General features: G+C 61.1%; 9 protein-coding genes. All 9 read left to right on the forward strand.

The window, feature by feature from the left end; translation table 11 throughout:
- The first annotated feature begins 62 nt into the window (after positions 1-62).
- Positions 63-1,628 (forward strand): sigma-54-dependent transcriptional regulator, encoded by a 1,566-nt coding sequence (locus tag ACA053_RS07675; RefSeq protein ID WP_497297999.1) that lies wholly within the window; start codon positions 63-65, stop codon positions 1,626-1,628.
- Positions 1,629-1,997: 369 nt separating this feature from the next.
- Complete coding sequence (locus ACA053_RS07680) at positions 1,998-2,738, forward strand: flagellar basal body rod protein FlgF (RefSeq protein ID WP_109628549.1); 741 nt, start codon at positions 1,998-2,000, stop codon at positions 2,736-2,738.
- A gap of 45 nt (positions 2,739-2,783) precedes the next feature.
- Positions 2,784-3,569, forward strand: coding sequence for a flagellar basal-body rod protein FlgG (gene flgG / locus ACA053_RS07685; protein ID WP_219097700.1), 786 nt, complete (start codon positions 2,784-2,786; stop codon positions 3,567-3,569).
- Between the two features lie 51 nt (positions 3,570-3,620).
- On the forward strand, positions 3,621-4,316 hold the full coding sequence (flgH, locus tag ACA053_RS07690; RefSeq protein ID WP_219097699.1) for a flagellar basal body L-ring protein FlgH: 696 nt from the start codon (positions 3,621-3,623) through the stop codon (positions 4,314-4,316).
- A gap of 27 nt (positions 4,317-4,343) precedes the next feature.
- Complete coding sequence (locus ACA053_RS07695) at positions 4,344-5,432, forward strand: flagellar basal body P-ring protein FlgI (RefSeq protein WP_219097715.1); 1,089 nt, start codon at positions 4,344-4,346, stop codon at positions 5,430-5,432.
- A gap of 11 nt (positions 5,433-5,443) precedes the next feature.
- Complete coding sequence (gene flgJ / locus ACA053_RS07700; protein ID WP_497394899.1) at positions 5,444-6,742, forward strand: flagellar assembly peptidoglycan hydrolase FlgJ; 1,299 nt, start codon at positions 5,444-5,446, stop codon at positions 6,740-6,742.
- A 23-nt stretch (positions 6,743-6,765) separates the two neighbouring features.
- Entirely contained in the window at positions 6,766-8,832 is a 2,067-nt protein-coding gene (flgK, locus tag ACA053_RS07705; protein ID WP_497316396.1) for a flagellar hook-associated protein FlgK, read from the forward strand.
- Positions 8,833-8,845: 13 nt separating this feature from the next.
- Positions 8,846-10,411, forward strand: a complete 1,566-nt coding sequence (locus ACA053_RS07710) for a flagellar hook-associated protein 3 (RefSeq protein WP_497316398.1) — start codon at positions 8,846-8,848, stop codon at positions 10,409-10,411.
- A 93-nt stretch (positions 10,412-10,504) separates the two neighbouring features.
- A complete protein-coding gene (locus tag ACA053_RS07715; protein ID WP_497316400.1) occupies positions 10,505-14,077 on the forward strand; it encodes a glycosyltransferase in 3,573 nt (1,190 codons plus the stop codon).
- The last annotated feature ends 902 nt before the right edge of the window (positions 14,078-14,979 follow it).

Raw genomic sequence — 14,979 nt, forward strand, 5'->3', positions numbered from 1 at the left:
TGCGACGCCATCGCCAGCAGGCTGGCTCCCACAGGTCAATCATCGTTTATCAGGCCTTTTATATGCGTATCAAAGTCCACTGCCAGAACCGCATCGGCATCCTGCGCGACATTCTCAACTTGCTGGTCGAGTACGGGATCAACGTCGCTCGCGGCGAGGTCGGCGGAGAGCATGGCAACGCGATCTACCTGCATTGCCCGAACCTGATCAACATTCAGTTCCAGGCATTGCGTCCGAAATTCGAGTCGATTGCCGGGGTGTTTGGTGTCAAGCGTGTAGGGCTGATGCCCAGCGAGCGTCGGCACATGGAGCTCAATGCCTTACTCGGTGCGTTGGAGTTTCCGGTGTTGTCGATCGACATGGGCGGCTCCATCGTCGCGGCCAACCGTGCGGCGGCGCAGTTGCTGGGTGTGCGGGTCGATGAGGTGCCGGGCATTCCGCTGTCCCGATATGCCGAGGATTTCGACTTGCCGGAACTGGTGCGCGCCAACAAGTCGCGGATCAACGGGCTACGGGTCAAGGTCAAGGGCGACGTGTTTCTCGCCGACATCGCGCCGCTGCAATCGGAGCATGACGACAGCGAAGCCATGGCCGGGGCGGTGCTGACGCTGCACCGGGCTGATCGGGTCGGTGAGCGCATCTATAACGTGCGCAAACAGGAACTGCGTGGGTTCGACAGCATCTTCCAGAGCTCCAAAGTCATGGCCGCCGTGGTGCGCGAGGCTCGACGCATGGCGCCGCTGGATGCGCCGCTGTTGATAGAAGGCGAAACCGGCACCGGTAAAGAGTTGTTGGCGCGTGCCTGTCACCTGGCGAGCCCTCGCGGTCAATCACCCTTGATGGCACTCAACTGCGCCGGTCTGCCGGAATCGATGGCCGAGACCGAGCTGTTCGGTTACGGCCCCGGCGCTTTCGAAGGGGCGCGAGCCGAAGGCAAGCTTGGGCTGCTGGAGCTGACGGCGGGCGGTACGCTGTTTCTCGATGGCGTCGGGGAAATGAGCCCGCGCTTGCAGGTGAAATTGCTGCGTTTCCTGCAGGACGGATGCTTCCGTCGTGTGGGCAGTGATGAAGAGGTTTACCTGGATGTGCGGGTGATCTGCGCGACGCAGGTGGACTTGTCCGAGTTGTGCGCGCGGGGTGAGTTTCGCCAGGACCTGTATCACCGCTTGAACGTGTTGTCGCTGCATATCCCGCCGCTGCGTGAATGCCTCGACGGTTTGACGCCGCTGGTGGAGCACTTCCTCGACCAGGCCAGCCGGCAGATCGGCTGCCCGTTGCCGAAACTGGCGCCGGCGGCAATGGAGCGGCTGAGTCATTACCACTGGCCGGGCAATGTCCGGCAGTTGGAGAACGTGTTGTTCCAGGCGGTTTCCCTGTGCGAGGGCGGGACCGTGAAAGCCGAGCACATTCGCTTGCCGGATTACGGCGTGCGTCAGCCGCTTGGCGATTTCTCCCTCGAGGGCGGGCTGGATGCGATTGTCGGGCGCTTTGAGAAAGCGGTGCTGGAACGGCTGTATTCCGAGCATCCGAGCAGTCGGCAACTGGGCAAGCGCTTGGGGGTTTCCCATACGACCATTGCCAACAAGTTGCGTGAGTATGAAGTCGGAAAAGAACCCGGCAACACCTAGGTCCCTGTAGCAGCTGTCGAGCACCGCGAGGCAGCGTTCGGCTGCGCAGCAGTCGTGAAGCCAGACACCGCGGTGTGTCAGGAAAACCTTGCATGCCGGATTTGCGACGGCTTCGTCGCCGAACGCTGCCTCGCGGTGCTCGACAGCTGCTACAAGGGTTCGGTTGAGCCCGTGGAGTCGACACTTGCCACCAAACGGCATAACACCGCCGGTTTTTCGTCTCCGATACATTTCCCCAATCCCCGCAAAACCCCTCAAGTCCTTTGTTTGCCGGGCCTCGCGCCGTCAGAAAAAAGTTGGTCTGTAAATTGCTTATCGCTCAGCAGTACAGCGGTGGACGGCAAACGTCCGGCATGCAGAGGAAAGAGCGTGGATAAGTACCTTTATGTGGCAATGACCGGCGCCAGCCAGAATGCACTGGCGCAGAAGGCTCATGCCAACAACCTGGCAAACATCTCCACCAACGGTTTTCAGAAGGACCTGGAACAGGCCCGTTCGATGCCGGTGTTTGGTGACAGCTTTCCGGCGCGTGCGTTTGCCATGACCGAGCGTCCGGCCACCGACTTCTCTCCAGGTTCGCTGGTTCAAACCGGTCGTGACCTCGACGTCGCGGTGCAAGGCAATGGCTGGATCGCCGTGCAGACCCCCGATGGCGCAGAAAGCTACGTGCGCACCGGCAGCCTGAACGTGGACGCCCTGGGCGTGCTGCGGGCCGGCAACGGTATGCCGGTGATGGGCAATGGCGGACCGATCGCCGTGCCGCCCGAGCAGCAGATCGAAGTCGGCGAAGACGGCACCATCAGCATCCGCGCCATGGGTGAAGGCCCGCGTGTGATGGCTGAAGTCGACCGCATCAAACTGGTCAACCCTGACCTGAAGAACATGACCAAAGGCCTGGACGGTTCGATCCACACCAAAGACGGCAAGCCGGCGCAAGCCGATGCGGGCGTCAAGCTGGTGTCCGGGTTCCTTGAGTCGAGCAACGTCAATGCCGTGGAAGAAATGACCTCGGTGCTGGCGCTGGCCAAGCAGTTCGAGCTGCACATCAAGATGATGAACACCGCCAAAGACGATGACCAGGCCATGGCTCGGGTCTTGCAGATCAGCTAATTATCAGAACGTCGCGCCGTAAAACAGGCGCACGAGGAGAATCGAATGCTTCCGGCTCTATGGGTTGCCAAAACAGGTCTGTCCGCCCAGGACACCAACCTGACGACCATTTCCAACAACCTGGCGAACGTGTCGACCACGGGTTTCAAACGTGACCGCGCCGAGTTCCAGGACTTGCTCTATCAGATCAAACGCCAGCCAGGCGCCCAGTCGACCCAGGACAGCGAACTGCCGTCCGGTCTGCAAGTGGGTACCGGTGTGCGCATCGTCGGCACCCAGAAAAACTTCACCGCCGGCAGCCTGCAAACCACCGAGCAGCCGTTGGACCTGGCGGTCGACGGTCGCGGTTTCTTCCAGATCCTGCAGCCGGACGGCACCACGTCCTACACCCGTGACGGTACGTTCCACCTCGACTCCAACGGTCAGATCGTCAACGCCAGCGGCTTCGCCCTGGAACCGGCCATCGTCATTCCGAACGACGCGCAGACCTTCACGGTCGGTCGCGACGGCACCGTGTCCATCACCGTTCCGGGTAACCCGGCCAACCAGGTGATCGGCAACCTGCAAACCGCCGACTTCATCAACCCGGCCGGCCTGCAAGCCGTGGGGAACAACCTGTTCCTGGAAACCGCTGCCAGCGGCGCGCCGCAAATCGGTACGCCGGGCCTGAACGGTTTCGGTACCACGCTGCAGAACACCCTGGAAACGTCCAACGTCAGCACCGTTGAAGAGATGGTCAACATGATCACCACTCAGCGCGCCTACGAGATGAACTCCAAGGTGATCTCCACCGCCGACCAGATGCTCTCGTTCGTAACGCAGAATCTGTAATCAGTCTATGAGGCGACCATGAGGTCGCCTGCAACACCGTGAGGTAGGGTCATGAATCGCTTTGTATCTGTTCTGGCACTGAGTGGGGTCGTCGTGCTCGCGGGCTGCGTCGCTCCGCCGCCCAAGCCCAATGACCCTTACTACGCCCCGGTGTTGCCGCGCACGCCGCTGCCGGCTGCCGCCAATAACGGCTCGATCTACCAGGCCGGTTTCGAACAGAACCTGTACAGCGACCGCAAGGCGTTCCGGGTCGGTGACATCATCACCATCACGCTGAATGAGCGGACTCAGGCCAGCAAGAATGCCAACTCGCAAATCGGCAAGAACAGCAAGACCGACATCGGTCTGAGCTCGTTTTTCGGCGGTGGCCTGAGCACCAGCGATCCAGTGGGCAGCGGTAGTCTGAGCCTGGACGTCGGCTACGAAGGCGACCGCGCAACCAAGGGCGACAGTAAATCCGGGCAGAGCAACAGCCTGACCGGCTCGATCACCGTGACCGTCGCTGACGTGCTGCCCAACGGCATCATCGCCGTGCGCGGCGAGAAGTGGCTGACGCTCAACACCGGCGATGAGCTGGTGCGGATTGCTGGCATGGTGCGCTCCGATGACATCGCCACTGACAACACCGTGTCGTCGACCCGTGTCGCCGATGCGCGCATCACCTACTCGGGCACCGGTGCGTTCGCCGATGCGAGTCAGCCAGGCTGGTTCGACCGTTTCTTCCTCAGCCCGCTGTTCCCTTTCTAGGTGGCTACGTTGAATCTTAAACACCTGATGGTGGCCGCCCTGATGCTCTCGGCTGCGTTCAACGCGCAAGCCGAGCGGCTGAAGGATATCGCTAGTATTTCCGGCGTGCGTTCCAACCAATTGATCGGCTACGGCCTGGTGGTCGGGCTTAACGGCACCGGCGACCAGACGACGCAAACCCCATTCACCCTGCAGACCTTCAACAACATGCTCTCGCAGTTCGGCATCAAGGTGCCGCCGGGTTCGGGCAACGTGCAGCTGAAGAACGTCGCCGCCGTGTCGATCAGTGCTGATCTGCCGGCGTTTGCCAAGCCGGGTCAGCAGGTCGACATCACCGTTGCATCGATCGGTAACTCCAAGAGCCTGCGCGGCGGCACCTTGCTGCTGACGCCGCTTAAAGGTATCGACGGCAACGTCTACGCGATCGCCCAGGGCAACCTGGTGGTCGGCGGTTTTGATGCCGAAGGTCGCGACGGTTCGAAGATTACCGTCAACGTTCCGTCGGCCGGTCGTATTCCGGGCGGTGCCTCGGTGGAACGTTCGGTACCGAGCGGTTTCAACCAGGGCAACAGCCTGACCCTGAACCTCAATCGTTCGGACTTCACCACGGCCAAGCGCATCGTCGACAAGATCAACGACATGCTCGGCCCTGGCGTGGCCCAAGCCATCGACGGCGGTTCGATCCGTGTCAGCGCGCCACTCGATCCAAGTCAGCGCGTCGACTATCTGTCGATCCTCGAGAACCTTGAAGTCGACCCGGGTCAGGCGGTGGCGAAAGTCATCATCAACTCGCGCACCGGCACCATCGTGATCGGCCAGAACGTCAAGGTCTCGCCGGCCGCCGTGACTCATGGCAGCCTGACAGTGACCATCACCGAAGACCCGATCGTCAGCCAGCCCGGCCCTCTGTCCAATGGCCAGACCGCCGTCGTGCCGCGCTCGCGGGTCAACGCCCAGCAAGAAGCCAAGCCGATGTTCAAGTTCGGCCCGGGCACCACCCTCGACGAGATCGTGCGGGCGGTGAACCAGGTCGGCGCGGCGCCGGGTGACTTGATGGCGATCCTCGAAGCACTGAAGCAGGCCGGCGCGTTGCAAGCCGACCTGATCGTGATCTGAGGACAGCGACCATGGATATGCGCAAGGGCGGTCTTGGTGTGAGCAGCAACGATTCGGGGTCCTATTCGGACTTGAATCGTTTGAACCAGCTCAAGGTCGGCGACAAGGACAGTGACGCGAACATGCGCAAAGTGGCGCAGGAATTCGAGTCGCTGTTCCTCGGTGAAATGCTCAAGTCCATGCGCTCGGCCACCGATGCGCTGGGCAAGGACAATCCGCTCAACACGCCGGCGGCCAAGCAATACCAGGAAATGTACGACCAGCAGTTGGCCGTTTCCATGTCCCGCGAGGGCGGCGGTATTGGTCTGGCAGACGTGCTGATGCGGCAGATGTCGAAGAACAAACCGCTGGCGCCGGGCGAGGCTGCGGCCTTGTCCGCCGCCAAGCAGGAAGCGGCGAAAGCCGCGGTGCCAACGCCGATTGCCGCAGGCACCGTCGCCACCGACGGTCCGCTGTCGCGGCTCAATGGTCAGCGTCCGTTGTGGGCCTCGCGTTCGGTGAAAGCGCCGACAGGCGAGGGCACCCATCACAATGACATGGAGCTGATCAATCAGCGCCGTCTGGCCTTGCCGCCGAAACTGGCCGATCGCTTGCTCGCCGGTCTGGTGCCTTCGGCAACGACGACCGCCGCGACAACTCCGAACAAAACCTTGCTGCCTGAACGCGCCGCGACGCCGGTAGTGACCGGTGCCGGGCCACTGTTCAATGGTGACTGGCTGCCTTCGCCAGCCGATAACAAATCGAGCGGACGCTTGCAGGTTTACGGTCGTGCGATGGCGCAGATTCCACTGGCGCCTCCGAAGAAAGCCTTCAGCTCCGCCGACGAATTCGTCAACACCATGCTGCCGATGGCCAAGGAAGCCGCCGACCGTATCGGCGTCGATCCGCGTTACCTGGTGGCCCAGGCGGCCCTGGAAACCGGTTGGGGCAAATCGGTCATGCGCGCCCAGGATGGCAGCAGCAGCCACAACCTGTTCGGCATCAAGGCCAGCAGCAGTTGGAAGGGTGAGTCGGCACGCGCAATCACCAGCGAATTCAGGAATGGCGAGATGGTCAAGGAGACGGCCGAGTTCCGTTCCTACGACTCGTATAAAGACAGCTTCCATGACCTGGTGACTTTGCTGCAAACCAATAATCGCTATCAAGATGTTCTGAAGTCTGCCGATAACCCAGAACAGTTTGTACGCGAGCTGCAGAAAGCCGGTTATGCAACCGACCCGGCCTACGCAAGCAAGATTTCGCAGATAGCCAAGCAGATGACGAGTTACCAAAACTACGCTGCGGCGGGCGCTTCCACTACGCCTCTATAGGCACAAGGCATAAGGTCTGAACCATGAGTTTGCTCAATATCGGGATGTCGGGTCTGGCCGCTGGCCAATCCTCGTTGATGACTACCGGCAATAACATTGCCAACGCCGACACCGCCGGTTACTCACGCCAGCAAACCGTGCAGGGCACCAAAGCCTCGAATCAGTTCGGCAATGTCTACATCGGCACCGGTACGACCCTGGCCGATGTGCGCCGCGTCTATAACAGCTACCTCGATGCGCAACTGCAGACCACCACCTCGCTCAACAGCGATGCGGCCGCGTACGCCGGGCAGATCAGCCCGCTCGACGCCTTGCTCTCGGACAGCGGCACCGGCCTCAATGGCGCCCTGACCAAGTTCTTCGCCTCGGTGCAGAACGTCAACGCCAAGCCGGGTGATGACGCGTCGCGTCAATTGCTGCTTAGCGATGCCCAGGCGTTGAGCAATCGTTTCAACTCAGTGTCCAGCCAGTTGACCCAGCAGAACGCGAGCGTCAACGGCAACCTGACGAACATGGCCGACCAGGTCAACAAACTCGCCGCCACCGTGGCGCAGTTGAACCAGAAGATTTCCGAGATTTCCAAGGCCGGCGGCATGCCGAACGAGCTGCTCGATGCGCGTAACGAAACCGTGCGTCAGCTCTCCACCTTCACCGGTGCGCAGGTCATCGAGCGCGAGGGTAACCTCGACGTTTACCTGGGCAGCGGCCAGCCGCTGGTCATGGGCGGCACCGCCAGCACCCTGTCCGTGGCACCCAGCCTGAACGATCCTTCGCGCATGGGCATTCAGCTCAATCGCAACGGCACCACCGTCGACATCACCTCGGTCATGACCGGTGGTGAAATGGGCGGTCTGCTGCGTTATCGCAGCACCGTGCTGGACCCGGCCATGAACGAACTGGGCCGCGTGGCCCTGGTGGTCGCCGATCAGATGAACAGCCTCCAGGCACAGGGCATCGACAAGAACGGTGCGTTCGGCTCGAACCTGTTCAACAGCATCAACAGTGCCGCGCAGATGGCCAGCCGCAGTGTCGCCACCGTCGGCAACAGCGCCGGTTCAGGCAACTTTGATGTGACCATCGCGGACAGCGGCAAGCTGACCATCAACGATTACAAGGTCACCTTCACCAGCGGCACCAACTACACCGTTTCGCGTCTGCCGGATGGCACGTCCATGGGCGCTTTCAGCACCCTGACCACGCCACCGCCGGTGATCGACGGTTTCTCGCTGAAGCTTTCCGGCGGCACCGCCGCGGCGGGCGACACGTTCAAGATCACCCCGACCCGCAACGCGGCGGAGAACATCAAGACCGAGATGACCGACTCCAAGCGTCTGGCCATCGCGGCACCGTTGAGCGCGGCCATCACGCCGGGCGGCAGCGGTACCCTGACGATCCCGGCCAGCGGTCAACCGACCCTGACCACGAAGCTCGATATTTACGATGCCGCCACCACCACGGCGATCCAGAACGGCATCAAGAACTCGACGCCAGTCAAAGTGGTATTCGGTGCGCCATCGGCCGACGGCACCAGCCAGACTTACCAGTTGCTGGACGCCAAAGGCGTGCAGATCAGCACCGGCACCATCAAGCCAAACCAGAACAACACCCTGAGCCTGAGCATCCCTCTCAAGGATTCCGCGGGTGTGCCGATCATGGACCCGGGTCCGCCGGCCGTGCAGCGTACCGCGACCTTCGACATGACCGTGGCCGGCTCGCCGGGCACCGGCAGCGCGATCGACATCAACGTCGCGCAGCCAGGCACGATGGACAACCGCAACGGCACCGCCCTGGCCGGTTTGCAAACCAAGCAGGTCGTGGACACCGGGAGCGCCAGCAAAGGCATTTCCCTGACCGACGCCTACGGCAAACTGGTTGAAGGCGTGGGTGCAAAAGCCGCTCAGGGCAAGCTCGACAGTGCCGCCACCGGCGCCATCCTGGCCAATGCCAAAGGCGCTCGCGACTCGTTGTCCGGTGTCGACCTCGATGAGGAAACCGGCAATCTGGTCAAATATCAGCAGTACTACACCGCCTCTTCGCAGATCATCAAGGCTGCGCAGGAAATCTTCAGCACACTGATCAACAGTCTTTAAGGAGTCGTAGCCCATGCGCATTTCTACCGCCCAGTTTTACGAGTCCTCTGCTGCGAACTACCAGAAGAACTTCGCCAACGTAGTCAAAAGCAGCGAAGAGGCCAGCAGCCTGGTTCGCGTCAACACCGCCGCCGATGATCCGGTCGGCGCTTCGCGCCTGCTGCAATTGGGCCAACAGGCGTCAATGCTCGATCAGTACAAGGCCAACACCAACACCCTCAAGGCGACCCTGGGTCAGACCGAAGCGGTGATGACCAGCATCAACAACGTGCTGCAGCGCGCCCAGGAACTGGCGGTCGGTGCCGGCAACGGTGGCTACACCGATGCCGACCGTCAGGCCAACGCCAAAGAGCTGGGTCAGATCGAAGAACAGTTGCTGGGCCTGATGAACAGCAAGGACGAGAACGGCAAATACATCTTCGCCGGCTCCAAGGGCGATACCGCGCCGTTCTCGCGCAACAGCGATGGCACCTACAGCTACAACGGTGACCAGGTGACCCTTGACCTGGCGATCGGCGACACCATGTCGATGGCGACCAACAGCACCGGTTGGGAAGTGTTCCAGCAGGCGATCAATACCAGCCGCAGCCAGGTCACCATGACCGCGCCGGCCGTGGATGACGGCCGCGTGGTCCTGTCCAATGGCCAGGTGTCGTCGAGCGTGACCTACAACAGCAAATTCCGTGCGGGCGAACCGTACACCGTCGACTTCGTCAGCGGTACCCAGTTGAAAATCACCGACTCGGGCGGTAACGACGTGACCGCCGAGGCCAGTCAGGGCGGTGCGTTCGACCCGGCTGCCAAAGCCGGCCAGGGCGTGTCTTTCCGCGGTGTCGAGTTGACCCTGAACATCAACCTGGCGGCCGGCGATAACGCGGCGACCGTATTGCCGGGCCACAGTTTCACTCTGGCGGCCAAGCCTGACACCTTCACGGCAACCCGCAGCCCGGGCAACCCGTCAGCGACTCAAGTGACCGGCAGCAGCATCACCAACCCGGCGGCTTACCACGCCAGTTTCCCGACCGGTTCGGCGGTGATGAAATTCACCAGTGCCACCGCCTTCGATTTGTACGCGGCACCGCTGACAGCCGACAGCAAGCCAGTGTCTTCCGGCACTGTGGTGGCGGGCGTTGCCACCGCCTCGGGCGTGAGCTTCAACCTGGCCGGCACACCGGCGGCAGGCGATCAGTTCAGCGTGGCCGTCAATACACACGAAACCCAGAACATTCTGGACACCGTGAGCCAGTTGAAGTCTGCGCTGAACACGCCAACCAATGGCGACCCGATCCTGACCCAGAAGCTGCAAGCCTCCCTCGCTTCGGGCATCGGTAACCTGGCGAGCGGCAGCGATCAGTTGTCCAGTGCGCTGAGTTCGGTGGGCGGTCGCGGTTCGGCCCTGGATACCCAGAGCGACACCAACCAGAGCCTGGTACTGGCCAACGCCCAGACCCAGTCGTCGATCCGCGATTCCGATCCGGCCGCTGTGATGACTCGTCTGACCTTGCAGCAAACCATGTTGCAAGCGTCGCAACTGGCCTTCAGCAAGATTGCTCAGCTGGGCTTGTTCAACAAGATCTGAGTCTGTGCCTGTCGAGCTGCCAACCGTCTTTTCCTAAGCGGTTACGAAGCCTCTGCCTGAAAGGGCAGGGGCTCGCCGCTCGAGAGTTTCGTCGTGAATCAATACCCTTTAGTCAGTATCGTCATCCCCGCCTACAACCCGCGCTTCTTCAGCCAGGCGCTGGAAAGTTCGCTCGCTCAAACGTATGAGAACGTCGAAATCGTCATCTGTGACGATTCGTCTTCTGACGAGATTCGCGACATCGTCGAGTCGTTTGCCGACCCCGTGCACACCGTTCGTTACCTGCGTAACCCGAAGCGTCTTGGCCTGCAAAAGAACCTGCTGCGCTGCGTCAAGGAAGCTCGTGGGGAGTTCATCAAAGTGTTGTGCGACGACGACCGTCTGTTCACGCCCAGCATCGAGATGCAAGCCCGGGTACTGATCGACCATCCCGACGCCACCCTCGTTTGTGGCCTGCGGATGATGAGCGATGCCAACAATTTCATCTTGCCGCCACGCATCGATAACTGCCGGTTTTCGCCCCTCGATTCGCTGCTCAAAGGCGATGACATGTTGGCGATTTTCGAGAGCACACCGAAAAATTTCATCGGCAACTTCAGCTCGACTTTGATGCGTCGTGCCGATGTGCTGGAGCTGTTGCCTGCGTTGATTCAGGAAGGTTCCGGCTTTGTCGCGATGCTCGATTTTGCGTTGTTCGTGTGCCTGTTGCGTCGCGGTAACCTGGTGGCGATAAACACGGTGCTGAGTACCGAGCGTCTGTACCCGGAGCGCCTGAGCAAAACCCTGGAAATGACTCGGGCCGCCGTGCAGGAATGGGAATGGCTGGCGCAAATGCTGACAGCACGCGGCGGCGAGTCGGCACCGGCCTCGGGTTGGGTGCGCAGCGTTGAGTTGAGCAAGGCCTCTTATGAGCCGCGCCAGTGGGAAGAGTTGTGTGTGGTGCGCGTGTTGGGCAACCGCAACACCGTGGTCAATGGTCGAGTGGGTGGCAATAGCGAAAGCTATGCCGAGTTCTATCGCGAGTGGCTGTCGGTTCGCAAATTCAACCCGGCTGAAGCGCGGCACATGCCGGAACGTATCAGCCGCTGGGCCGTGCGTCCGAACCTGGTGCCGATCATCATCGACACTGAATCCGACAGCGTTGCGCTCAACGCCACGCTAGCCAGCATCGGCACTCAACTGTACGCACCGCAAGCAGTGATCGTGCTGTCCAACGCTGACTGCGATGCCAACGACAAGGTGCTGCAGCTACCGTTTGAGGACAACTGGTCGCAACAGCTCAATGGCGTGGTGCCGCAACTCGAAGGCGCGCACTGGTTTTATCTGCTGCGGGCGGGTGACACGCTACGTGAGTCGGCGTTGCTGGTGCTGGCCGAACGCATCGCCGGTACGCCAGGCATGCTTTGCGCCTACAGCGATGAAGGCGCGCTGGTCGAAGGTGAGTCCATCGAACCGGTGTTCAAGCCGGGTTTCAATCTCGACCTCATGCGTTCTTATCCTTACATCGGGCGGGCGCTGGCGTTCGAGCGTCAGCGCTTTCTGGCGGTGGGTGGCTTCGATTCGGCTCACGGCGAACTGGCGCCGCATGATCTGCTCTGGCGTCTGGTTGAAGAGGCCGGGTTGCACACCATCGAGCACATTGCCGAGATTCAGGTGGAGTCGACCCTGACCTTTGCCGATTGGCTGTCGTTGCCTGAAGTGATTGAGGGCAGTGAGGCGGTGGTCAGCGCGCACTTGACCCGCATCGGTCTCGAGCACCGGATTCGCAATGAAGAGTTGCCGCTGCTCAAACGCATCGATTACCTGCACGCTCACCGGCCTGTGGTCTCGATCATCATTGCCGCGGGCACCTCGCTGTCGGCCTTGCAGCGTTGCACCGAAAGCCTGATCGAAAAGACCACTTACACCGAATACGAGATCCTGATTGTCGATGAGGGGCGCGGTGATGCGGCGATGGCCGAATGGCTGGGCGCCATGGCTCAGTTGGGCGCGGCCATGCTGCGGGTGCTGCGTTATGACGGGCGCTCCGGTGAGGCCGCCATCGTCAACTTCGCTGCCTGCCAGGCACGTGGCGAGTACCTGCTGACGCTCAGCCCGCGCAGTGTGATTTGTGCGGACGACTGGCTCGCTGAACTGCTCAATCACGCGCAGCGTCCGGAAGTCGGCGTTGTGGGCGCGCGGTTGCTGGGTGCCAACGGTGCGATCGTCTCCGCCGGTCTGATTCTGGGGTTGGCCGGGCCTGCCAATTCGCCATTTTTCGGCGAGCATGCCAGTGCCCGAGGCTACATGCAGCGTCTGCAGGTGGCGCAGAACTGGAGCGCTGTCAGCAGTGATTGCCTGATGGTGCGCAAAGAGGTGTTCGACAGCCTGGGTCAGCTGGATGAGGCTAAATTCAACCTTGGGCTCGGCGGTGTTGATCTGTGCCTCCGGGCGGATAAAAACGGCTACCTGATCGTCTGGACACCTTTTGCGACCGTGATGATGGGTGAAGAAACCTCGCCCGCAACCTCGCCGGCCGATGTACAGGCGCAGGTGCTTGAGCACGAAACCTTCTACAAAAAGTGGCTGCCGAAAATCTCCCGTGATCCGGCCTACAACCCGGCGCTGACGCTCGGTGTGGCGAGCTTCAGTCTGGAGCCTTCGCTGCGCAACAACTGGAACCCGTTCTGCCATCGCGACCTGCCGCTGATTCTCGGCTTGCCGGTCAATGAATCAGCGATCGGGCATTACCGTGTGACCGCGCCTCTGGCCGAGCTTGAGGCCGCCGGGCGAGTCATTTCGCGAGTGGCCTACGAGTCGCCGTCGACCGTGGAAATCGAGCGGCTGTCGCCGGACACCATTATCTTGCAGGGGCGCTATAGCGACGGTTCGGCGGCAGACATTCTGCGCATGAAGAAATACTCCAGCGCCCTGCGGATTTTCGAGCTGGACGACTACATTATCAGCACGCCGAAAAAGAACACTCACGCCCGCAACAAGCCGATCAACACCGAGCAGATGTTGCGTGAGTGCGTTGCTCTGTGCGACCGCGTCGTGGTGACCACGCAGGCGCTGGCCGATTCGCTGTCGAGCATGCACAGCGAGATACGCGTGGTGCCCAACATGTTGCCGCCAGATCCGTGGGCGACGCTGACCAGTCAGCGTCGCACCTCGAAAAAACCACGGGTTGGCTGGGGCGGTGGCACCAGCCACACCGGCGACCTGGAAATCATTGCCGACGTGGTTCGCGAACTGGCCAATGAGGTGGAGTGGGTGTTCTTTGGCATGTGCCCGGACGCCTTGCGCCCGTACATCCATGAGTTCTATGGCACGATCGATTTGCAGAGTTACCCGTACAAGCTGGCGAGCTTGAACCTTGATCTCGCCTTGGCACCGTTGGAGTTTCATATCTTCAATGACTGCAAAAGCAATTTGCGGTTGCTGGAATATGGCGCGTGCGGTTATCCGGTGATTTGCACTGATACCCGGGCGTATGACGGGTTTCTGCCGTGTACCAAGGTGGTGAGTAACAGTACTGAGGAGTGGTTGCAGGCGATTCGTATGCACCTGGCTGATCCGGATGCCAGCTATCGCATGGGGGATCAATTGCGGGAGGCGGTGCATCGGGACTTTATGTTGCGGGGGGATAATCTGCAGCACTGGCTTTGGGGGTGGTTGCCGGATTGATTGATTGATTGATTGATTGATTGATTGTTTGGTGTACATATCCGTTTCTGCGGTAACGGCGGCTGGCGGTTTCGCCCTTACGGCGACTCACTTTTTTTTCAAACGCCAAAAAAAAGTAAGCAAAAAAAGGCTCGCCCCGAGCGTCCGGCCCCTCGCCTGGGCTCGGCGTTCCTTCGCTGCGGTATCCATCCGGGGACACTGCCCTCCGGTCTGCTTCGCGACGACCTACATGCAGCGTGTTCGACTGCGTCGAACGGCGCTGCGCGCCACTCCCCGGATGAACACCTCCACTCAGCCTCCCGAAGGGGGGGCAGATCAAGATCAAAAGCTGAAGGCGAGCTAACGCTCGGCCTGATGAGTGGTGAGAAGCGGAAGGCGTACGCCGATCCATTGTGGGAGCTGGCCTGCCAGCGATGGCGGCCTGACAGCCGACCTATCTCTTGCAGGTGTACACCAAACCCCTGTGGGAGCTGGCCTGCCAGCGATGTCGGCCCGACAGCCGACCAATTACTTGCAGATGTACACCGAACCCTGTGGGAGCTGGCTTGCCAGCGATGGCGGCCTGACAGCCGACCTGTTCTTTCGGATGTACGCAAGCTTCTCGACGGCTGCGATCCTTTTGGCTTTGGCTTTGGCTTTGGCTTTGGCTTTGGCTTTGGCTTTGGCTTTGGCTTTTGACGTTGATCTTGATCTCTCGCCCCTTCGGCAGGCCGAGCGTAGGTGTTCATCAGGGGGTTAGGCGCGTAGCGCCGTGCGGCGGAAACGCTCAGGGCGTGAAGCAGACCGTAGGCGATGCCCCCTGATGGACACCGTAGCGAGGGAACGCGGAGCCTCAGCGAGGCGCCGTACGCCGGGGCGAAGCCTTTTGCTTACTTTTCGGCGTCTGGAAAAGTGAGTCGCTG

The organism is Pseudomonas sp. LBUM1672, assembly GCF_059695655.1.